Raw genomic sequence first — 22,062 nt, forward strand, 5'->3', positions numbered from 1 at the left:
TTTACTTCTCGGGGAAATGGGTCAGCGACGCGCCAGCCCCATCGCGCGAGCAACAATCTGGCGCTTGATAGGCACTGCTCGATCTAACCAGCTCATGCCCGCATTTCTCAACAGGCGCAATGGCAGGGCTTGGCTGGCAAACAGATTTTGAAAGCCTTCCATCGCCGCCATCATCGCCAGGTTTTCACCCTTGCGTCGCCGTTGATAACGCGACAGCAGCAGCTCATCAGAGAGTGGCAGGCCGCGCGCCAAGGCACGCTGACATTCTTCGGCGAGAACCTCGGCATCGGCGAAGCCCAAATTAATTCCCTGCCCAGCCAGCGGGTGAATGGTGTGCGCGGCATCGCCAATAAGGGCGATACCCTGCTGAAAATAGCGCTGAGCGTGGCGCTGGCGCAGCGGGAAACGGACGCGCCGGCTGGCCGCATTGATACGCCCGAGCCTTCCTTCAAAATGCTGGGCCAGCGCCAGGCAAAAGGCGTCGTCATCCATCGCCATTAGCGTATCGGCCAGCTCGGGCTTTGCCGACCAGACGATTGAACTAAAGTTTTGCGCGCCATCGCGGTCGGGCAGAGGCAAAAATGCCAGCGGCCCCTCTGGCAGAAAACGCTGCCACGCCGTAGCGCGATGGGGCTTTTCGGTCTCCACGGTACACACAATCGCGTGGTGCTGATAATCCCACTCGCGGGTTTGAAAACCACCCCAGTCACGCAAACGCGAATTGGCGCCGTCTGCAGCAACAATCAACGGCGCCTGCAATAGCCGCCCGTCATTTAACTGCAACTGCCCTTGATCACCACTTCGCACCCAGGCCGCAACAGGACTGTTAAACAGCAGGCGCACGCGGCTGTCTCGCAAACGGTTGTGCAGCGCAGCGGTTACCAAGCGATTCTCGGCAATATGCCCCAGGGCCAACTCACCGACCTCATCGGCCGAAAAATGAATTTCACCGGTGCCCTCAGCATCCCAAACAACCATTTCCTGATAGGGGCACACCCGCCTTTCTACCACCGCAGACCACGCTCCCAGCCGCTGTAGGAAGCGACGCGACGCGTCAGTCAGCGCACTGACTCTGGCGTCATAGTCCATTACGGTTTCATCAAGCGGCGGCCACCCTTCGCGCTCTGGCTGGGCATCGATCACGACAATATCCAGCGGCTGTTCCGCCATCGCCAGCGCGAAGGCAGCACCGGCCAGCCCGGCACCGACCACAATAATGTCAAATTTTTCCAGTCGGTCTGTCACAGCGGCAGCTCCATGTCTCGGCCTTTTATCACACCCGCAGCGCGCGCGGTAAAGCGCGACTTTATCGGCTTGCTGGCATCGAGCATGACCAGCCCCATATTCCTCGCCAGGCTCAGTACAGGCTGACGGTTACTAAATAGTTTGGTTAAGCGGTCAGAGAACAAGGTCGTCACCTGCTGGTCGGTATGCTGACTGCGCAAATAGCCCTGCAAGACCGACAGCTCACCCGCACTGAGTCCCTGTGCAACCGCTGCGGCAACACGCTGGGCCAGCGCATCGGCGTCGCGCAGGGCGAGGTTAAAGCCCTGCCCTGCCACGGGGTGAAGTGAATGCGCAGCGTTGCCCATCACCACAATATTTCGCCGTACTTGTTCCTCAGCAAAACTGAGGCGAAGCGGGAAGGCCACGCGCTGTCCCACTTTTAGCAAGCGACCTAAACGGTGGCCAAACTGCTGCTGCAAGCGCGCCAGAAAGACCTCATCAGTCCAATTCATCGCCGCGTCGGCGTCATCCTCGGGAAAGGTCCATACCAAGGCAGAGCGCGACTGACCTTGCTCGTCTGGCAATAGCGGCAACATCGCGATAGGCCCTTCGGCAGTGAAGCGCTCGTAGGCGGTTCCGCCATGCGGCAGCTCGGTGGCGATATTGGCGATCACGGCCGTTTGCGCATATTCATCAACACGGCGATGAATCCCCAGGCGCTGGCACAGTCCCGAATCGGCCCCGTCGGCGATGACCAGCAAAGACGCGCTGCAGGATGTTTCCCCGCCCTCGGCTTGTAAATCCAGCTGCACTTTGGCGGCCATTGGCGTTACCGCCTCGACACTGGCCGGGGAGATAAACTGTACATTGGTATGACGCCGCAGATGGTTAAGCAGTACATTGCCCAGCCACGCGTTCTCAATAACATAGCCCAGCGCGGGCCACTCCAGCTCACCGCAATGCATCAGCGCACTGCCAAAATGGCCGCGATCAGACACCTGGATATTCAGAATATCGGCAACGTGGTTCTCCAGCGTCGACCAAAGCTCCAGGTTTTCAAAAATTTGTCGGCTGCCGTATGACAGTGCGGTGGACCTGGCATCAAAACTGGGTCGATAACTCGGCCCCGTGTCGCTAAGCGGAGGCAGGGGAAAGCTCTCAACCACGGCAATTTTTAACTGGCCCTGGCTGTGTTTGTGCAAGCTCAGGGCAAGGCTGGCGCCAACCATGCCGCCACCGGCAATCAGCACATCGTAGTCAACGTCCATCGCCCGCCTCCGCCATCAGGGCTTCGATGTCTTCAACCGACTTAGGCACTGACGCCGTCAGCACCTCACAGCCGGACTTACTCACCACCACATCGTCTTCAATACGAATGCCAATCCCGCGCCAACGCGGCTCGACGGCGTCGTTGTCGGGGGCAACATAAATACCCGGCTCAATGGTTAACACCATACCTTCTTCGAGCACCCGCCATTCGCCGCCGACCTTGTAATCACCCACATCGTGCACATCCATACCGAGCCAATGCCCAGCCCGGTGCATATAAAATGGCTTATAGGCCTCGGTTTCTATCAGCTCAGACAAATCACCCGTTAACAGCCCGAGCCTCAACAGGCCTTCGGTAATCACCTTCACTGTCGCTTCATGTGGCTGATTCCAATGATTACCCGGCTGCGTGGCTTCTATTGCCGCCAATTGCGCTTCCAGTACCACCTCGTAAAGGGCGCGCTGTTCATCATTGAAGCGGCCATTGGCCGGAAAAGTACGCGTGATATCCGCGGCGTAACCCTCGAGCTCACAACCCGCATCAATCAGCACCAACTCGCCATCGCGGATCACGCTGTTGTTTTCCACGTAATGCAAGATGCAGCCGTTTTTCCCCGCACCGACAATACTGCTGTAGGCTGGGAAGCGCGCGCCGGCCATTGCAAATTCATGCTGAATTTCGGCTTCAAGCTGGTATTCATAAACCCCGGGGCGGCAGTAACGCATCGCTCGGCAGTGAGCCTTTGCAGATATCTCGCCAGCGCGACGCATAATCCGCAATTCCGCCGCGCTCTTATACAAACGCATATCGTGGAGCAAGTGGTCGAGGTCGAGAAACTCGCCTGGTGGCTGGGCGCCGCTGCGCACTTTGGAGCGAATAACATTGACCCAGTTCATAACCTGCTGATCAAATTCTGCGTGCCGCCCCATCGCGTAGTAAACACGCTGCCGACCTTCGATTAGCCCGGGTAAAATATCGTCGATATCCGCAATGGGGAACGCATCATCGGCGCCATATTCCGAGCAGGCGCCCTCGGGGCCAGCGCGATACCCGTCCCACAGCTCCATGGCGGGGTCGCGCTCGCGGCAAAACAGAATGTATTCACCCTGCGGGCGCCCCGGCAACAACACCAATACTGCCTCGGGCTCGTCGAATCCGCTCAGATAAAAGAAGTCGCTGTCCTGCCGAAAGGGGTAGTCGGAGTCTCGGCTTCGCGTGCGCAACGACGCCGACGGCACAATGGCAATGCTACCCGGCTCGAGCAGGGCCATTAAATTCTTACGGCGACGCGCAAATTCCTGCTTACTGATGCTCATAGTGTCCCTGATGTGTATGATCTTGAGGAGCTTATCACAGCTGTTTTTACGGGAAATTGATCTACTCGGTTGTCAGTGCAATCGCTCGCCCTTGGGCTTCTTCGTCGCCGGGGTGGCGGCGTTACACTCAAGAAAAATGGTCATCGCCACGACTCGCACATACTCGCAGATCTCCACGTAGTCTTGCTCGCCGTCTTCATCGTCGGCCTGATCAGCAGAAATTTGCGCAATGGCCGCCAAGTCGCTCAATGCCTCGCGGCTCTCTTTAGACAGCGCATCCAAGGCATCACCCTCGCTCTGCCGCTGCTTGCCGGCCATCGCAAAGCCAGTGAGAAAACCCTGCACCCACTGACCGAGGCTGACAATGCGCTGCCCCAAATCCAGCTCGTCTCCCGGCAGCATCAACTGCAGTGCCAAGTCCTCACTGCCCAGTGCTTCCAGCGCGCTCTTATAAACGCCGAATAAGGCATCGGCATCGTCAGGGTTGGGCATCTCGATATCCAGCAGCTCCGTACAGTGCTTTAACCACGCCTGGCGCTCGACTCGCCCACCCACAGACAAAAAGCCAACGGCATAGCCGTGGAGCTCCGCCGGGGGCTGCAAAGCACCTAAATTAAGGAATAGATTAGCGAGATCATCGTGGTCAAACTCGTTAGACATTGCGCATTCCAAGGGCATCAAAGACTGGAGGCGCATGGTAGCGCTGATCCGCCGCAAAATCGAATACCCGCCGCGGTTCACACCGCCGCGTATAACCGTTGACCGAGCGCTGGCACCCACTCTACTATGACGACATCATTCCCGGCCGTGGAACTAGGCAATAATGGACGATCGACAGCTGCAGGTTTTGGAACGAAAAGTCGATGAGCTCATCCAACTGTGCGAACAATTGGATGCAGAGAACCGCACTCTCAAATCCGAAACACAAAACTGGAAGATTGAGCGCGAAGCGCTGATCGAAAAAACCGACACGGCCCGGGCAAAAGTCGACGCGATGATCCAGCGCCTGCGCGCATTGGAAAAAGAATGCTGATGACTCGCCCCAGCCACATGGAGACGACAAGGTGAGCAAAGAAACGGTCATCGTTAAAATTCTCGACAAGGAGTATCAGGTTGCCTGCCCGAGTGACGAGCAAACAGGCTTGCTGGAAGCGGCCCGCTACCTCGACCAGCAGATGCGCCAAATACGCAACTCCGGAAAAATTATTGGCCTGGAGCGCATCGCCGTGATGGCCGCACTAAACATTGCCTACGAGCTACGCGAAGCCAGCAAAAGCGGCGTCAGCACGGAGCAAGAGGCCACAGTAAGCAAGCGCATTACCGATAAAATTGACGACACCCTCAACCGCTGCCGCCAACTCGATATCGGCTAACCACCCTGTTAAGCGCGTGGGCCTATCGGTATACTGTGAATTCCTGGGATATGCGCTAGGCCGTCAGACCCCTGAGCCGATGCTTTAAAACCCGGAGCGAACCAGCCAGTATTTGTGTGCATGTCCGCGTGACGGAAAGCCTAAAAATGCTGCGGTAAGTTCCACCTTGAACCGCTGGGTTCAAGGGCCACGCGGCCGGCGGTATCCTGGGTCCTACCTTTTCAGGCAGCGCCTTCAACCACAACCCGCCTTCACTATGGATGCATCGAGCAAAAACCAGCTCCGCCAACGTCTTCGGCAACAACGGCGCGACCTACCGGTCGCCACTCAACGGCGTGCTGCCAAGCGCCTGCTTCAACAGCTGAGGAAACTACCCGAATTCCGGCGCGCTCGACATATTGCTCTGTACAGTGCCAGTGACGGCGAAATCTCCACCAACGAGGTGCTTCGCTACTGCCAGCAACGCGGCAAGGTGTGCTATTTACCGGTTATTCACCGAGACACCAAACAGGCGCAAATGCGTTTCCATCGCCACGCCCCAGGGCAAACCCTGCGCAGCAACACCTTTAACATCCCCGAACCCAATGCCCTGCGCCGCCGACAGATAGACCCTGCCCGCCTCGATATGATGCTGCTACCACTGGTCGGTTTCGATCGCCGGGGCAATCGCTTGGGCATGGGCGGCGGCTACTACGACCGAGCGCTGGCCTTTAAACAGCGCCGCAATACGGCAAACACGCCCCTACTGATCGGCCTGGCCCACCATCTACAGGAAGTGGAGCGCTTACCGATACAGCACTGGGATATCCCCCTCGACTGGGTCGCCACCGACCGCGAAATTTTTGCCGCGCGTTAACTGAGAAACTGCTGGTACGCGAGGTTGTCGGTCTCTTCATGGAAGGGGTACGCCAGTTTGTCGAGAAAAGCCTCCACCGCTTTCCGCTCAGACTTATCCGCTTGCAGGCCCACCAACACCCGGCCGTAAGCCGCGCCGTGATTGCGGTAGTGAAAGAGCGAAATATTCCAGCGATTACCCAAACGTGTCAGGAAATTCATCAAGGCGCCGGGGCGCTCAGGGAATTCAAACCGATACAGCAATTCATTGGCGACCGCGCTGGGGCGATGACCACCGACCATATGGCGGATATGTAGCTTGGCCATCTCGTTGTCGGTCATGTCTTCGACCCGGTAGTCCAACTTGCGCAAGGATTCGACGACCTCCGTCCGCCCTTGCCCGCCGGCCGCAACGGCAACGCCAACAAAAATTTGCGCGTCGCGATCGTCGCCATAGCGGTAGTTGAACTCAGTGATATTGCGCTTACCCAGGGCAGCACAGAATTTTTTGAAGCTCCCGGGCTGCTCGGGAATGGTGACACTCAAGATCGCCTCGCGCTGTTCACCAATTTCTGTGCGCTCCGAGATATAGCGCAAGCGATCGAAATTGGTGTTCGCGCCACTGTCAATCGCCAACAGCGTCTGGCCTTCACAGCCGTGCTGTTCAACATATTTCTTAAGACCGGCGAGCGCCAGTGCCCCTGCGGGCTCGGCAATCGAGCGGGTATCGTCAAAGATATCCTTGATCGCTGCGCAAATTTCATCGGTATTTGCCGTGACAACCTCATCGACGGTTTTACGCAGTACCCGGAAGGTTTCCTTGCCGATTTGTGCCACAGCAACGCCGTCGGCGAAAATCCCGACCTCTTTCAAGCGCACTCGACGCTGCTTTTCCAGAGCGACTTTTAGGCAGGCGGCATCTTCGGGCTCCACCGCAATAACGCGGACATCCGGGCGTACATATTTGATGTAGGCCGCCACCCCAGCAGCGAGACCGCCGCCACCTACCGGCACGAATACCGCGTCGAGCGGCCCGGTAACTTGCCGCAAGATTTCCATGCCAACGGTGCCCTGCCCCGCAATAACATCGGGGTCGTCATAGGGGTGGACATACACCATGCCTTTTTCCTGCACGAGCTTTTGGGCATAGGCCGAAGCCTCATCGTAGGTGTCCCCGTGTAACACCACCTTGCCACCGCGCGAACGCACCGCATCCACTTTGATCTGCGGTGTGGTTTTAGGCATCACAATTGTTGCCTTCACCCCCAGCTTTAGCGCTGACAGCGCCAAGCCCTGAGCGTGGTTTCCCGCCGACGCGGCCACCACGCCCTGGCGGCGCTCGGCCTCACTGAGATTGACCATTTTGTTATAGGCGCCGCGCAACTTGAACGAAAACACCGGCTGTAAGTCCTCGCGCTTGAGCAGCACGGTGTTATTCAGTCTTTTCGACAGCAGACGTGCCTCGTCCACAGGCGACTCGATAGCAACATCGTAGACCCGGGCATCGAGAATTTTCTTGATGTAACTCTGTGGCATGTTGTCGGAGACTCCAATTGCGGCCTGCTGGCGGGATGATCGTATACCAAACGGCAAGTCTAACGCGTCGCTGCGCGCTCCACCATGCTGCGAGCAATTCAGAGGCACAAAAAAGCCCGCCGTAGCGGGCTTTAATTCACTCGGCTGCTCTTATCCGCCGAGGCGCCAACCAAACCGCACCTGCGCCGACGACGCCTGCGGCTCGCCGCCGAGAGTCTCCGGAGTAAAGCTACACTTCATAATCGCCTCTAGCGCTGCATTATCCAATCGCTCTACGCCACTGCTCTGCTGCACCTCTCCACTGACGACCTGCCCCTGCGCATCGATGGCAAATGTCATCGTCACCGTGCCTTCCTGCTTCAAGCGGATCGACGCACGGGGATAACGCGGCTTGCGGCAACTACTCCAATCCACGCTTGCCGGGATGCGCTCGGCATTTGCCTTGGGTTTAGGTTTTGCAGCCACTTTCGGAGCGACGGGTGCCGCGGGCTTAGCCTGAGCGGCCAAGGCCTTTTTACGGGCCAATTCAGCCTGCCGGGCGCGCTGCTCAGCCGCCTCTGCCGCTTCCTTGGCTGCCTCTGCCGCCGCTTGCGCCTGAGCGAGCGCCATCGCCTGCTCTTCCAGCACCGCACTCTGCTCTTGCTGTCGCAAGGCCTGTTCACGCTGGTTGAAGGTTTGCTCTAAACGCTGTTCCCATGCAAGCAGGACATCCTGCTCATCATCCGCCAGCTCGGCATCTGCCAGCGAGGCAAATACCTGCACCGTTTCAACGGTTGCCGACTCATCGGCAGCGCCATCCCCCAAGCTCATTAACCACGCTGCCAGACCCGCCGCTGCGCACACGGCAAACAGCACCACAGCAATAAACATTTCCGCCGACTGCACCAAACTTTTCTTTGGTGCACTGCTGGCCGATACGTCGCTATTCATCATTGTATTCATTATTGTCGTTATCTCTGCAGCATCAGGCGGTCAAACCAAACAAGCGACCAATACGCTTGAATACCCCGCGGCGGTCACTGGCTGGCTCTGGCGCTTTTTCAGCAGCCAGACGCAGTGTCTGCTCTGGATTCTTTTGCAAAATATCGAAGCGCCGCACCGCCAAATTAACACTGCCGCGCAGCATGCCCTCGCTAATAGGCTTGCTCAGGAATCGGTAGATTTGCCCGCGATTGATCAATTCAATGCCCAAGCCAGCATCAGCTCGCGAGGTTAGTACTATCGCCACCAGTGACGGATGATGCTGGCGCAAAGCGGTCAGCAGGTGCGTCACGCTCTCGCCACCAATAGACAGCTCGGTGATGATCACGCCGATATTTTCTGACTCCAGCGCTTCAAGTGCGCCGTCCAGATCAACCGCGGTAAATACCGGGCGATCTTTGTGCAATACACGCTGCAGAACGTCGCGGGTGGTGCTGTCTTCGTCCAGCACCAGAATGCCCGTTTCACTACGAAGCGCCTCCGGCCCTGCGGCGATATCAACCACCGTTTTCGCAGCGGGAGCGGACGGCTCAGGCGCATCGGCGGTTTCGCCCGGCGCAGCGGCCTCAACTCCTGGCTGAGCCTCATCGGAAGCTTCTTCAGCCTCGCTGTGATTCAGCTCAGCACTGACATCCTCAGCCACATCCACCTCTGAGGCCTTCACCGCCGCAGCGATGGTGTCGCGCAATTCGTTATTCGACCAAGGCTTGTTGATGAAACGGAAAATTTCGCCGTCATTTATCGCACCCAATATGGCGCTTAAATCCGAGTAGCCGGTCAGCAATACGCGGATCGCTCTCGGCCGGAGCTCGCGCGCTGTGCGCAGAACCTCGACACCCGTCATTTCCGGCATACGTTGATCAGAGACGATAACATCGACATCTTCTTGCTCTAACAATGCCACCGCGTCCGCGCCACAATTGGCGGTAAACACTTGGTAGCGACTGCGAAACAAAGCCTTTAGGGCGACGAGAATTCTCGGCTCGTCATCCACGAATAAAATCTTTGCCTTACTTTCAATGCCTTCAGTCATCACGTACTCCTCAAACCGCGCTGTCACTGAGAATAATGCTGTCTTCGGTCACAACGGCTTGTTCTGGAACGGCCTTGCCCGCTATGGGCAGGCTGACAACAAACTCGGTCCCAACACCCGGCTCCGACTCCACTGAGATGCGGCCGCCGTGGTCTTCGATAATGCGGAACACGATGGACAAGCCAAGGCCCGTGCCTTCACCGACAGGCTTGGTAGTAAAGAAGGGCTCAAAGATATGCGCGGCGGTTTCGGCATCCATACCGCAGCCACTGTCGCGCACGCGCACCACGGCATTGTCGCCGTCAACAGCGGTGCTGAGTGTCAGGGTTCCCTTTCCATCCATCGCCTGAGCGGCATTATTGATTAAATTCAGAAATACTTGGTTTAACTGAGACGGCGCACAACTAATATCGGGTAGCTCGCCAAAGTCGCGCTGAACGTCCAGGTCTTTGATTTGGTTTTGGCAAATCTTCAAGGAGGTTTCTATCCCCTCGTTCAGGTCGAAGAGCTCGGTTTGCGAGCGATCTACCCGGCTGAAGTTTTTCAGGCTCATAACCAGTTCAGCAATTTGTTCTAAGCCGTATTGAGCATCGCCCAATAGCATGTCGAACTCGCCGCGGCTTTCCTCATCGATAACATCCTCCATGGAGGACACCAACTCCCGCACAATTGACACGTTGCTGTTGGCGTAGCCGAGGGGCGTATTAATTTCGTGGGCGACACCCGCCACCATTTGACCCAAGGAGGCCATTTTTTCAGATTGGATCAGTTGCGCCTGCTGCAGGCGCAAGTCTTCCAAGGCGGTGCTTAAATCACGGGTGCGCTCGGCGACGATGCCTTCCAGGTTGATATTGGCATCCTGCAGTTCCATGTTCACTTGGTCCAGCTCTTGGAATGAGCCGCGCAAACGCCAGGCGATCAAACCAAAGGCCAGCAGCAGCGCTGCCGCGTAGACAGCCAGGGTTTGGCGGTTGCGATCTGCCGCTGCCTGCAACTGAGAAAAGTGGTTCTCATAGCGCGTCTTGAGCGTTGCCAGTGCACCGGCAGCGCCGGCTTCTGCGATCTCGTCCAGTTGCTGATTCAACTCATCTCGAGTGAAGCGCAGACCGTCCACCGTATCGAGCAATTGCGAAAGCGCAGCCAATGCCTCGGTATCCTCCAGAGCACTGGCCTGAACCGCAATACTTGCGCTCAACTGGTCTAGCAGCTCAGCGTTTTCTGCTGTTGAAATAATGCTGTACTGAGTCGCCTCGCGAATCAGCCGCTTGATGTCGCGCCCGAGGGCGGCTTCCGACTCTATCGCCGGTGCGCTGAGCACCGAAACACCACCGCTGCGCATCGCCGCGAACAGTAGGCGCAAGCGACGCAGCGTTTCCTGGTAGGGCTCCAATGCATCCAACTTGGCTTTCGTGCTGCGCAGGAAGTCGTTTAACGCGCGGTCCACAAGCGGCGCCTGCCCCTTGAGACCCGCCTGACCAAAACCGATCTGGCGCGACTGCTCATCGAAACGCTCCGCAGCGGCCAACATGGCCAGCGGCTCACTTTCTAACTGCAGCGGTGCACGTACGATGGCCCGATTGAGCTGTCGATCTGCGGTGTTTACGGCTTCTAACTGCTCCATGCGTACCACATGCAGCCCGGTTTCCAGCGGTGTTCTCAAGGTAACCCACAACAAATAGCCCAGCACGGTAAACGCCAGCAAAATAGCCAGCGGCGCAAACACGCGCTGAATACCCAGTTGGCTCACTGCTGATGTTGTCGACCCTCGAACCGCTCCTTCTTTTATTTTTCTTATTCGGCTCATGCCGTCTCCTAAAGCAACCCTTCTCCCGGGAATCCCGGAAGTACCGGCTTGGCCAGCCAGTACTACTCTAACGACCGATTTTGTTGTTTCTATAGTCTTGCTAGAGTCGCCATTTTTATGATGTGTAATAGGTTGGCGATCGTCGAGGATAAAAGCTCATCACCAAAATGTCTAGGCGCCCGGAACCACCTTGCCGCTCGCATTCGCCACGGCGCAGTTTTATACTTGCCGCTCTCCGTTCTCAGCGCAGCGAATCCACCATGAATCAGCAGCAATTGAAAGAAGCCGTGGCCGCAGCGGCCATTGAGCGCGTTAAGCCCGCCATCCTCGACGGCGAAATCATCGGTATTGGTACCGGCTCAACCGCCAACTGCTTCATCGACCAGCTCGCCGTCCTAAAAGATGACATAAAAGCGACCGTAGCCAGCTCTGAAGCCTCAGCACAGCGGCTGCGCAGCCACGGCATTGAAGTGGTTGAGTTAAATAGCTGCGGTCAAATTGCGGTCTACGTGGACGGCGCGGATGAGAGCAACCCGCGCCTTGAATTGATCAAAGGCGGCGGCGCCGCACTCACCCGAGAGAAAATCGTCGCGGCAGCGAGCAAGCAATTCATCTGCATCGCTGACGAAAGTAAATTGGTCGACCAACTGGGCGCCTTTCCCCTGCCGATTGAAGTTATTCCGATGGCGCGCAGCTATGTGGCCCGCGAGCTGCTGAAGATGGGTGGCAATCCGGTCTACCGCGAAGGCGTTGTCACCGACAACGGCAATGTGATCATCGATCTCTACGACTTTATGATCGCCACCCCACAAAAAACGGAAGAAACCATCAACGGTATCACTGGCGTTGTCACCAACGGCCTGTTTGCCCTGCGGCCCGCCGACGTACTGCTGCTTGGCACCGCCGACGGCGTTAAGACGCTACAGCGCGAGGACTAGGGGCAACGATGTTTAACAATATTCTGGTTATCTGTATCGGTAATATTTGCCGCAGCCCAAGCGCGGAATACATGCTGCGTCAGAAGCTCGCCGAGGTGAAACCCAATATCACCATTCACTCGGCCGGCCTTGGCGCGCTGGTGGATAAAGGCATCGACGACACCGCAGCGGCACTGCTCAGCGAACACGGCATCGACCCCAGCGGCCACCGTGCTCGCCAAGTCGACCGCGACATGCTGACCCAGGCCGACCTCATCCTCACCATGGAATCGCGACATATTCGCGGCATCAATAAAATTGCTCCACAAGTTGGCGGCAAAACGTTTTTATTGGGTAAATGGTCGGAAAATCAAGAAGTGCCCGACCCTTATCGCAAGAGCCGGGAAGCCTTTGAGCACGTCTATAAACTGCTAGACCAATTCACAGACGATTGGTTGAAGTATTTATAGCGTATCGCGCTAGGGGTGTGAGGCCTTAACGCTTTCCAACATGCGCTTAACGGGCTGCACTTGGTTCATTGTATAAAAGTGGATACCCGGTGCGCCGCCCTCCATCAGAATCTGGCACATTTCCGTCACATACTCTTCACCGAAGGCAGCAATGCTCTCCAGATCCTGGCCATAGCCATCGAGTTTGCGCGCCAGCCAACGGGGAATTTCAGCGCCGCAGTTGCGTGAAAAGCGCGCCAAATTCGCATAGTTGGTGATCGGCATAATGCCCGGGTAGATCGGCTTATCGATACCGGCCTTTTCGCAGGCATCCAAAAAGTAGAAATACGCGTCGGCATTAAAGAAGTACTGGGTAATGGCGCTGTTTGCGCCGGCATCCAGCTTTTCTTTTAAGTACGCCACATCCTGCTCGTAACTCGGCGCGTCGGGATGAACCTCCGGGTAGGCAGCAACTTCTAACTCGAAATGGTCGCCGGTGTGCTTGCGGATGAACTCGACGAGTTCGCGGGCATACACTAAGCGCGTTGCCCCCATTCCGGAGGGAATATCACCGCGCAATGCGACGATGCGACGCACACCCGCCTGGCGATACTGTTCAACCAGTGCCAAAACCTCCTCTTCCTCGTCACCACCAAAAGACAAGTGAGGGGCGACATCAATGCCCGCCGCCTTGGCATCGAGCACGATGCCCCGGGTATTGTCTCGGGTAGATCCGCCCGCACCATAGGTGACGGAAAAGAAGTCTGGCGCCAGACTATTCAACTCATTGCGGGTGGCAACAAGCTTTTCGCGACCGGCTTCGGTCTTGGGTGGAAAAAATTCAAAACTGTAGCGATTGGCCATGCACACATCCGCTTATTATCTGTCACGCGTATTAACGCCCCGCGCCCAACAGGCGGCGCGGGGTAAACGGCAGCGGCGAAACCGCCACCTCGGGCTTAGTACTTGTAGCTGTCCGGCTTGAAGGGGCCGTCAACGCTCACACCGATGTAGTCGGCCTGATCCGCTTTGAGTTTGGTGATCACGCCACCAAAGCCCGCCACCATGTGCGCGGCAACCTCTTCGTCCAGCTTCTTAGGCAGCACCTCAACGGTGATAGCAGCTTCGCGCAGCTCTTTTTCTAGATCGGCAAAGCGGCGCTCGTACAGGTAAATTTGCGCCAGTACCTGGTTGGCAAACGAACCATCCATAATGCGGCTGGGGTGGCCAGTGGCGTTACCCAAGTTAACCAGGCGACCCTCTGAAAGCAGGATCAAGTGATCGTTGCTAGCGCGGTCGCGATACACAACGTGCACCTGCGGCTTGATCTCATCCCACTGCCAATTTTCACGCATGTAGGCCGTGTCGATTTCATTGTCGAAGTGACCAATGTTGCACACTACGCAGCGGTTCTTCAGCGCCGCCAGCATATTCGCATCGCAAACGTTCACGTTACCGGTTGTCGTTACCAGCAGGTCGGTAGTGCCCAGCAGTTCGCTATTGATGCTGCTTGCCTCACCCGTGTTCACACCATTGATGTAAGGCGACACCACTTCAAAACCATCCATACAAGCCTGCATGGCGCAGATGGGATCGATTTCCGTCACTTTTACGATCATGCCTTCCTGACGCAGTGATTGCGCAGAACCTTTACCAACATCACCGTAGCCAATAACCAGCGCTTTTTTGCCCGACAGCAGATGATCTGTAGCGCGCTTGATCGCATCATTTAAGCTGTGGCGACAACCGTATTTGTTGTCATTCTTCGACTTGGTCACCGAGTCATTGACGTTGATCGCGGGCACTTTCAGCTCGCCCTTTTTCAACATATCTTGCAGGCGGTGAACCCCTGTGGTGGTTTCTTCAGTGATACCGTGGATCTTGTCGAGCATCGCCGGGTACTTCTCGTGGAGAATACCGGTCAGGTCGCCGCCATCGTCGAGTACCATGTTGGCATCCCAGGGCTGACCGTCTTTCAAAATGGTCTGCTCAATGCACCACTCATACTCTTCCTCGGTTTCACCCTTCCAAGCGAAAACAGGAATGCCGGCCGCGGCGATCGCCGCTGCAGCGTGATCCTGAGTGGAGAAAATATTGCACGACGACCAACGTACTTCCGCGCCGAGAGCGGTGAGTGTTTCGATCAACACCCCGGTTTGAATGGTCATATGAATACAACCGAGAATTTTGGCACCCACCAAGGGCTTGCTATCGCCATATTTTTCGCGCAAAGACATCAGCGCAGGCATTTCACCTTCTGCGATACTCAGTTCTTTGCGACCCCATTCGGCCAGGCTGATATCGGCAACTTTATAGTCGCTGAAATTTTCTACTGCAGTTACTGTGGCAGTCATATTGCTATCCTCAAATTAATTTCGCGAGTGGCTTTGCTTCTTACACCGCCGCTTTCAGCGCCTCGGCGCGATCGGTTTTTTCCCAGCTGAAGGCCGTGCTGGTTTCGCTGCGGGCTTCACCGTTTTCTGTCCATTGGTACGTATGCTCGTATGGCTCCCGACCAAAATGGCCGTAGGCCGCTGTGGGCTGATACATGGGGTGAGCCAAGTCCAGCATATTGGTAATGCCGTAGGGGCGCAGGTCGAATACCTGGCGCACTGCCGCCACCAATTTTTCATCACTGACTTTGCCGGTGCCGAAGGTGTTCACCGAAATCGAGGTCGGCTCCGCGACACCAATCGCATAGCTCACTTGAATCTCGCAGCGGTCAGCCAGACCCGCGGCGACAATATTCTTCGCCACGTACCGGCCAGCATAGGCCGCACTGCGGTCCACTTTGGAAGGGTCCTTACCCGAGAAGGCACCACCGCCGTGACGCGCCATACCGCCGTAGGTATCAACAATGATTTTACGCCCCGTCAGCCCACAGTCACCCACTGGGCCACCGATCACGAAATTGCCAGTGGGGTTGATGTGGAATTGCGTACCGGCGTGCAACAAATTGGCAGGCAACACATGCTTGATAATCTCTTCACGCACGGCTTCCTGAAGATCAGCCTGGCTGATATCAGGGTTGTGCTGGGTCGACAACACAACGGCATCCACGGCCACCGGCACGCCGTTCTCGTAACGCAAGGTCACCTGACTTTTTGCATCGGGGCGCAACCACGGCAGCACACCGTTTTTGCGCAGATAAGCCTGGCGCTCAACCAAGCGGTGGGAATAAAACAGCGGTGCAGGCATCAGGTGCTCGGTTTCGTTAGTGGCGTAGCCGAACATCAACCCTTGGTCGCCCGCGCCCTGATCTTCAGGCTTGGCGCGATCCACCCCCTGATTAATATCGACTGACTGCTTGCCAATGGCATTTAGTACGGCACAACTGGCGCCATCAAAACCCACATCGGAGCTGTTGTAGCCAATGCCGGTAATAACGTCGCGAATAATATCTTCCAGATCCACGTAGCACGAGGTGGTGACTTCTCCGGCAACCACTGCCATACCCGTTTTAACCAGGGTCTCTACGGCAACCCGGGCATGCTTGTCACGCGCGATGATCGCGTCGAGCACCGCATCAGAGATTTGATCGGCAAGTTTGTCTGGGTGTCCTTCCGATACCGACTCGGAGGTGAACAGGCTGTATTCAGACATTGATAGTCTTCCTCATTGTAATGGCCCTGTGGCCAGCTCGTTATTTCTTGCCCGGCTTTATAAACTGCCGAACTTGCACGCGAAAACCGTTTAACTGGGCCAGGTAAACTGACGGCCCCTCTTCCAAGCCGCAGGCCAACGCCCACTCACTTAATTCTTCCTGCGCGATGCCCAGCCACAGATCACCGCAGGCCTCTCTGGCCCAGTTTTGATCGTGAGGGCAGAGTTCAGCCAGGCAAAATACCCCGCCCGGACTCAACATGCGCTGTACGTCGTTAAAAATATCTGACGGCGAAGGCACATGGTGGAGCACCATATTGGCCACCACACAATCGGCTTCACCCTCGGGCAAACGCCGGCTGCGGCTGTCGCCCAGCACAAACTCTATGCCGTTGAGCCCTTTGTCAGCAGCGGCGGTGCGCGCTTTGTCCAGCATCGGCTCACTGTTATCAAGCGCGATCACCCGCGCGTAACGGCCGGCCAGTTCAGCCAGAAAATCGCCCTCTCCCGGCCCGATCTCGACCGCCAGGCGCCCACCCTCGGGCTGACTGGCCCGCAACAGCTCGGCGCAACTTGGGCCGTATACGCTGTAGGCGACCATTTGCTCTTGCTGCTCACCGAACTCACCGGCGTGCTCAGCGAAAAATGCTCGCGAGCGCTCCGCCCGCTCGGCGACCACTTTTTCTAGCTGCCGCTGTTGCCCCGCATCCAAGACCAGCTGCTCGGCAGCATTGAGCACCGCGGTGTGCAGCTCGGCCACACTGGCGTGCTCGGCCTGCCAATTGCGGCGGTAAAACAAGCTATTACCTTCGCGACGACGAACAACCAAGCCCGCAGCGGCGAGTATTTTTAAATGGTGGCTCATGCCCGACTGGCGAACATCTAAAATCTGGCACAGCTCCTGAACGCTGTAGGCATCGCGACTCAACACACGCAGCACTTGCAGACGCAAGTTATCGGCTCCCGCCTTGCAGAGCTGGAGAACCATGGCGCCGATAGCCGGCGCGCTCGGTGTTGCAGGGAGAGACTCAGAGGAATCTGCCGCCACCACATTGCAAGAGTGTGCATCCATGGCGAGGCAGTGTAGCAGCCTTAATGGCTATATCAAAATATTTTGATATAGATTTCCATTTGGTAATTATTGCACCAGCGGCCTCGGCATTGGCGCCGCAGAGGGGAGGGAGTGCCGCAGGATTCGCCACACCACTTGACCAAACTGTCGCGGCAGCGAGCCGGTATTGTAGTGCTGACCATATTTCTGACATATCGCCCGCAGCTCTACCGACATTTCCTCGTAACGGTGGGCCGGCACAGTGGGAAACATATGGTGCTCGATCTGGTGACTAAGATTGCCTGACAAGATATGGAACAGCTTGCCACCACTGAGGTTCGACGAGCCTCGCAACTGACGCAAGTACCATTCCGCTCGGCTCTCGTTATCCAACACCGAGCGCTCAAACACCTCGGCATCAGCGGTAAAGTGGCCGCAGAAAATGATCATAAATGTCCAAAGGTTGCGGATCAGGTTGGCAACCAAATTACCGCTCAATACCGTTAGGAAAAACGGCCCGGCAAGCAGCGGGAAAAACACATAGTCTTTAAGCAGTTGACGCCGAGTCTTCTTCCAGAGCGGTCGCAGCTCCTCCTTTAACTGCGACCAGGACTTCCGCCCCTTGGCGACCTTGCCCAGCTGCAGCTCCTGAATTGCCACGCCCCACTGAAACAACAGCGCCAGCAATACCGCGAATACCGACTGAAACAGGTAGGAAAAATGCCAACGCTGCTCGGGGAAGAGCCGCAGCAGGCCGTAGCCCACGTCATCATCAAGCCCCTTGATGTTGGTGTAACTGTGATGCTTGTAGTTGTGGCTCTCGCGCCAGTTGTCTGACGTGCCGACGATATCCCACTCATACGTCGCGCCGCGCAGCGCAGGTTCGTTCATGAAGTCGTATTGGCCGTGCATCACATTGTGGCCAATTTCCATGTTCTCCAGAATTTTTGCCACACCCAGCAATACGGTGCCCAGTATCCATGCGGGCGGGAAAACGCCGATAAACAGCAGCCCTCGCCCCACGACCTCCATGTATTGCTGCACGCGAATCAAGCGGCGAATATAGCGGGCATCGCGCTCGCCCACGTCGGCGATCGCGCGCTTTTGCAATCCGTCGACGGCCTCGCCAAACGCGGTTAATTCCTCTGGGCTCAGCGCCCGACTTTTCCCTTGACTCACAACGCTCACCTATATGTCCAATTCGATGTTGCTGTTTGCGCGGCTGACGCACAGGCGCACAGACCCCGCCCCGCGAAGCTGCTCACCGTTTAACTGATTTTGACTTTCCCCACTGCGCTGACCACAGCTGCAGCTGTTGCAAATACCCATGCGGCAACCGTGAGGAGGCTGGTGCCCCGCCTCCTCTAGCGCGTCGAGTAATGACTGTTGAGAAGAAACCGTGATCGTTTGCCCACTGCGAGTTAATGAGACCTCAAAGAAACGCTCCTCGGCCACCGCCTCGTCGAGCCGTTGCGGCGGACTAAATGCCTCGGCATAAAAACCACCCGCCACGTCAGAAAATAGCTCGCGAGCCGCTCCCACAAACGCACTGCCACCACAGGCAAATACACTGGCATTTGGATACCGTTCACACAGCGGCGCCGCCACCTCCGGGCTCAGACGCCCAGTCGAATAAAGCGATGAGGAATCACCGGCGTTGCAAAACCGCCTCACGGAAAACTGGGGGTGCGTCTGGCAGAGCGCGCCCAGTTCCTCGGTAAAGCAGAAACGCTCGACCTGCTTCTCCCAATACCACAGCTCGCCCCGAAGCGCGTCACCGCGCCTTGCCTGCTCGGCAATCAGGTTATAGATCGCGGTAATACCACTACCCGCCGCGAGAAACAGCTGCGCCGACGCCCCTGCCAAACCCTCCGCGAGTTCGCCATAGGGCTGGCTTAGCTCAAGCACATCGCCCACGCGCAAGTGATCGTGTATGTGATTGCTGACAAGCCCGCCCGGCTCGCGACGCACCGAGATGCTGACACAACCACCCTCAGCGGGGCGCGACAGACTGTAACTACGGGTGCAGAGGCGGCCGTCAATCTCGACAGACACATTCACGTGCTGACCAGGCTCTGCCGATTGAAAATTACGGTTTGGCCGCAGCGCGATACTCAGCGTCTCTGCGCCTTCCACGCGCAGGCCATGCACGCGGGCAAATACCCGCCGCCACGCCGTAATGCTGCCGAACTCTCGAGCCCAGAAATCAAATTGCGACTCGCTTATCAGCGCCCCTAGCATTCCTGCCACACGCGGCATGCGCTCAGGGAAACTATTCAAAGAAGAAACCACACTCGCCATTGCTTTCATCCGGTGGTGAATTTTCGACCAATATACACGTGTATTTATAAGTGTCAATACAAGTGTATATTCATGTGTATATTTACTTGTATATACGAACGTCAAACAACGCACTAGAATGAGCACTTCAGGCCAGCAGAGCCAACCGCGAACACGGCAGAGACATGGGTATCAGAACACGACGCAAGAACAAGCAGGAAGCCGAGACCAGCAGTCGCCGGACACAGGTTACCGCGCAAGATTTAATGGATGCCGCCGTGCGGCTGCTGGGTACTCACCGCAGCGTTTCCACGCTGAGCCTTAGGGAAATTGCGAGAGAAGCCGGGATCGCCCCCAACAGTTTTTACCGTCACTTTCGCGATGTTGATGAGTTGACGGTTGCGCTTATTGATCAGGCAGGGCGCGCCTTACGCGGTATTATCCGCGAAGCGCGACAGCGGCTTTCCATGGAGCGCAGTGCAATTCGCACGTCGGTCGAGGCGTTTATGGACCAGCTCGACGCCGATGAAAAATACTTGCAGGTGCTGCTGCGCGAGATGTCCACGGGCTCGGACGCCTTCCGCCAAGCCGTCGAACGGGAACTCACCTATTTTGAGGACGAATTGCGCGACGAGCTTGAGCGCATGGAGAAACTCACTGGCCACGCCACCTTTGAACCTGCGCTCACCGCAAAGGCCATCACCCGCCTGGTTGTGGCCATGGGCGCCAGTGCCGCCAGCCAGTCGCTTGACCAGCGCGCCGAGCTCATCGACCAAACGGTCATCATGATTCGCATGATCATGGTCGGCTCACAAGCGATGGCAAAGAAAGCTTAGGCCCCTCGACAGCCCCCAAGCCAATACAAAAAAGGAGCCTTTCGGCTCCTTTTTCATTCTTGCTACTTGCTAATTGGGGTCAGCACAATCGGCAAATCATCAACCGGCTTCGGCAGTGGCACGGTTTGCATCTTGTCGCTGAAGTTATCCGCCAGGCGGAACTCGTAACGGCGCAAGAACTGGTGGAGGAAATTCTTCACCTGCATCAGCGCAAAGTGCATACCGATACACTTGTGGCCGCCGCCACCAAAGCCAACAAAGCTAAAGCTGTGACGCTTGTGCTCATTGCGCGGCTCCAGCCAGCGGTCGATATCGAACTTAAGCGGAGCGTCCCAGTATTCACCCATGCGGTGGGTATGCTGCGGCGCCATAAACAAAATGGTGTTCGCAGGAATTTTAAATCCGCCCAGCTCACACTCATTGATAGTGCGACGCTGCATCATCATCACCGAGGGGTGCAAGCGCAATGCCTCTTTGGTCGCCGCTTCAGCAAGTGGCATTTTCTCCAGGTCTTCATACTCCATGAAGTCCTTGTCGATTGCCTGGGCTTCCTCGCGCAGACGCTGCTGCAACTCGGGGTTTTGACCCAGGTGGAACAGCAAGTGGCTGAGTGCGCTGGTCGTTGTATCGTGGGCAGCAAAGAGCAGGAAGCTCATGTGCGCAACGATATCCTCATCAGAGAAGTACTCCCCTTCTTCAGTCTTTTCCTTGGTGAAGAAGGTAAAGGTATCGATGCCATTACCCGCACGACGCTCGCCAATCAGCTTGCCGAAGAACTCCTTGAGGAAGCGCTCCGCTTTTTTACCTTTCGCGTATTTGGTGCCGGGGATTTCTTTGGTGATGATACCCATTAAGCCATCGGCAATATCCAAGAACGCGGTATTCAGCTCATCGGCTCGGGCGTCGTCTTTGTCCAGGCCAACGAAAATTTCCGAGGCTACGTCCAGCAGCGTTTGCTTAATGGCAGGGAAGAACAGCATTTCCTTGTTCTTGCCCCACGCTTCAACCGCCTCGCCAATCATCGGCCCCATCGTGCCGATATAGCCTTTCATCGCGTCATTTTTGAAGGCCGTTTGCATCATACGACGCTGAAAACGGTGCTCCTCGTGGTCGCGCAGCAATAGCGCACCCTTATAGAAGCGCCCGAGAGAGCCCATGTAACCCATCTCGGCAGAGAAATTTTTATCGCGATCCAGGTAAACCTCTTTATAGAGGTCGGGGCCAACCAGCAGTACGCCTTTAAAGCCCGCCAGACCGAAGCGAGAAACTGGTCCGAACTCCTTGTATTGTTTATCGATCGTGCCGTAGAGGTCTTTCACCAATGGAAAGGTGTGACCAATAATCGGCCACCCAAACGAGCCGGGAATGTGATCCAACTTGTCGTTATTGGGAGCGAGTTTGTAATCCGTATTGACTGCTGTGGCCATGCTTCTGCCCTCCGAAGGGGGTCCGTGTAGTGAATTATTTTGGAAGTCATCATAGAAGCCAGCTCGATACATATCAAGCGTTCGATATGAAATATTCGTCATCTTCAGGTATAGTTCCGCTCAGC

General features: G+C 56.6%; 21 protein-coding genes and 1 other RNA gene. 7 read left to right on the forward strand and 15 right to left on the reverse strand.

Annotation, left to right across the window (positions count from 1 at the left end; translation table 11 throughout):
* Nucleotides 1-21 precede the first annotated feature (21 nt).
* From B3K78_RS16675 to B3K78_RS16690, 4 genes are all read right to left on the reverse strand, one after another.
* Nucleotides 22-1,245, reverse strand: coding sequence for an FAD-dependent monooxygenase (locus tag B3K78_RS16675; RefSeq protein WP_286696327.1), 1,224 nt, complete (start codon nt 1,243-1,245; stop codon nt 22-24).
* On the reverse strand, nt 1,242-2,495 hold the full coding sequence (ubiH, locus tag B3K78_RS16680) for a 2-octaprenyl-6-methoxyphenyl hydroxylase (protein WP_286696328.1): 1,254 nt from the start codon (nt 2,493-2,495) through the stop codon (nt 1,242-1,244). The genes B3K78_RS16675 and ubiH overlap by 4 nt, the downstream gene beginning before the upstream one ends.
* The gene (gene pepP / locus B3K78_RS16685; protein ID WP_204994667.1) at nt 2,485-3,813 is read right to left on the reverse strand and encodes a Xaa-Pro aminopeptidase; all 1,329 of its coding nucleotides are present in this window, start codon (nt 3,811-3,813) and stop codon (nt 2,485-2,487) included. The genes ubiH and pepP overlap by 11 nt, the downstream gene beginning before the upstream one ends.
* 72 nt (nt 3,814-3,885) lie before the next feature.
* A complete protein-coding gene (locus tag B3K78_RS16690) occupies nt 3,886-4,473 on the reverse strand; it encodes a UPF0149 family protein (protein WP_204994668.1) in 588 nt (195 codons plus the stop codon).
* Between the two features lie 163 nt (nt 4,474-4,636).
* On the opposite strand from B3K78_RS16690, the gene B3K78_RS16695 reads away from it, so the two are divergent.
* The 4 genes from B3K78_RS16695 to B3K78_RS16710 all read left to right on the forward strand — a co-directional run bounded on the left by B3K78_RS16695 (nt 4,637) and on the right by B3K78_RS16710 (nt 6,042).
* Entirely contained in the window at nt 4,637-4,846 is a 210-nt protein-coding gene (locus tag B3K78_RS16695) for a TIGR02449 family protein (protein ID WP_027873145.1), read from the forward strand.
* 31 nt (nt 4,847-4,877) lie between these two features.
* On the forward strand, nt 4,878-5,186 hold the full coding sequence (locus B3K78_RS16700) for a cell division protein ZapA (protein WP_204994669.1): 309 nt from the start codon (nt 4,878-4,880) through the stop codon (nt 5,184-5,186).
* Between the two features lie 37 nt (nt 5,187-5,223).
* A non-coding RNA gene (ssrS, locus tag B3K78_RS16705) (6S RNA) lies at nt 5,224-5,403 on the forward strand.
* Between the two features lie 39 nt (nt 5,404-5,442).
* Entirely contained in the window at nt 5,443-6,042 is a 600-nt protein-coding gene (locus tag B3K78_RS16710; RefSeq protein ID WP_286696329.1) for a 5-formyltetrahydrofolate cyclo-ligase, read from the forward strand.
* On the opposite strand, the gene ilvA is transcribed toward B3K78_RS16710, so the two are convergent.
* From ilvA to B3K78_RS16730, 4 genes are all read right to left on the reverse strand, one after another.
* Nucleotides 6,039-7,574 carry a threonine ammonia-lyase, biosynthetic gene (gene ilvA, locus B3K78_RS16715; protein WP_286696349.1) on the reverse strand — a complete coding sequence of 512 codons (1,536 nt, stop codon included), beginning with the start codon at nt 7,572-7,574 and terminating at the stop codon, nt 6,039-6,041. The genes B3K78_RS16710 and ilvA overlap by 4 nt on opposite strands.
* A 132-nt stretch (nt 7,575-7,706) precedes the next feature.
* Nucleotides 7,707-8,498: an energy transducer TonB gene (locus B3K78_RS16720; RefSeq protein WP_204994672.1), complete on the reverse strand. Its 792-nt coding sequence runs from the start codon at nt 8,496-8,498 to the stop codon at nt 7,707-7,709.
* A 22-nt stretch (nt 8,499-8,520) separates the two neighbouring features.
* Nucleotides 8,521-9,570 (reverse strand): response regulator, encoded by a 1,050-nt coding sequence (locus tag B3K78_RS16725; protein ID WP_286696330.1) that lies wholly within the window; start codon nt 9,568-9,570, stop codon nt 8,521-8,523.
* A 10-nt stretch (nt 9,571-9,580) separates the two neighbouring features.
* Entirely contained in the window at nt 9,581-11,374 is a 1,794-nt protein-coding gene (locus B3K78_RS16730) for a sensor histidine kinase (RefSeq protein ID WP_286696331.1), read from the reverse strand.
* A 260-nt stretch (nt 11,375-11,634) separates the two neighbouring features.
* On the opposite strand from B3K78_RS16730, the gene rpiA reads away from it, so the two are divergent.
* Both rpiA and B3K78_RS16740 read left to right on the forward strand, forming a co-directional pair.
* A complete protein-coding gene (gene rpiA / locus B3K78_RS16735; RefSeq protein ID WP_286696332.1) occupies nt 11,635-12,312 on the forward strand; it encodes a ribose-5-phosphate isomerase RpiA in 678 nt (225 codons plus the stop codon).
* An 8-nt stretch (nt 12,313-12,320) separates the two neighbouring features.
* Complete coding sequence (locus B3K78_RS16740; protein ID WP_286696333.1) at nt 12,321-12,761, forward strand: low molecular weight protein-tyrosine-phosphatase; 441 nt, start codon at nt 12,321-12,323, stop codon at nt 12,759-12,761.
* Nucleotides 12,762-12,770: 9 nt separating this feature from the next.
* Here the strand turns inward: B3K78_RS16740 and metF are convergent, their stop codons facing one another.
* The 6 genes from metF to B3K78_RS16770 all read right to left on the reverse strand — a co-directional run bounded on the left by metF (nt 12,771) and on the right by B3K78_RS16770 (nt 19,695).
* A complete protein-coding gene (gene metF / locus B3K78_RS16745; RefSeq protein WP_204994677.1) occupies nt 12,771-13,604 on the reverse strand; it encodes a methylenetetrahydrofolate reductase [NAD(P)H] in 834 nt (277 codons plus the stop codon).
* 95 nt (nt 13,605-13,699) lie between these two features.
* Nucleotides 13,700-15,094 carry an adenosylhomocysteinase gene (gene ahcY / locus B3K78_RS16750; RefSeq protein WP_286696334.1) on the reverse strand — a complete coding sequence of 465 codons (1,395 nt, stop codon included), beginning with the start codon at nt 15,092-15,094 and terminating at the stop codon, nt 13,700-13,702.
* Nucleotides 15,095-15,134: 40 nt separating this feature from the next.
* Complete coding sequence (gene metK / locus B3K78_RS16755; protein WP_204994679.1) at nt 15,135-16,343, reverse strand: methionine adenosyltransferase; 1,209 nt, start codon at nt 16,341-16,343, stop codon at nt 15,135-15,137.
* Between the two features lie 40 nt (nt 16,344-16,383).
* Nucleotides 16,384-17,415, reverse strand: coding sequence for an ArsR/SmtB family transcription factor (locus B3K78_RS16760; RefSeq protein WP_286696335.1), 1,032 nt, complete (start codon nt 17,413-17,415; stop codon nt 16,384-16,386).
* A gap of 66 nt (nt 17,416-17,481) precedes the next feature.
* Nucleotides 17,482-18,573 (reverse strand): fatty acid desaturase family protein, encoded by a 1,092-nt coding sequence (locus B3K78_RS16765; RefSeq protein WP_286696336.1) that lies wholly within the window; start codon nt 18,571-18,573, stop codon nt 17,482-17,484.
* Between the two features lie 9 nt (nt 18,574-18,582).
* Complete coding sequence (locus B3K78_RS16770; protein ID WP_286696337.1) at nt 18,583-19,695, reverse strand: flavin reductase family protein; 1,113 nt, start codon at nt 19,693-19,695, stop codon at nt 18,583-18,585.
* Nucleotides 19,696-19,859: 164 nt separating this feature from the next.
* On the opposite strand from B3K78_RS16770, the gene fabR reads away from it, so the two are divergent.
* Nucleotides 19,860-20,510, forward strand: coding sequence for an HTH-type transcriptional repressor FabR (gene fabR / locus B3K78_RS16775; RefSeq protein WP_204994682.1), 651 nt, complete (start codon nt 19,860-19,862; stop codon nt 20,508-20,510).
* 62 nt (nt 20,511-20,572) lie between these two features.
* On the opposite strand, the gene B3K78_RS16780 is transcribed toward fabR, so the two are convergent.
* Nucleotides 20,573-21,937 carry a cytochrome P450 gene (locus B3K78_RS16780; RefSeq protein ID WP_286696338.1) on the reverse strand — a complete coding sequence of 455 codons (1,365 nt, stop codon included), beginning with the start codon at nt 21,935-21,937 and terminating at the stop codon, nt 20,573-20,575.
* Between the last annotated feature and the right edge of the window lie 125 nt (nt 21,938-22,062).

Origin of the sequence: Spongiibacter sp. UBA1325, from assembly GCF_002306875.1 — a bacterium.
Lineage (GTDB): Bacteria > Pseudomonadota > Gammaproteobacteria > Pseudomonadales > Spongiibacteraceae > Spongiibacter > Spongiibacter marinus.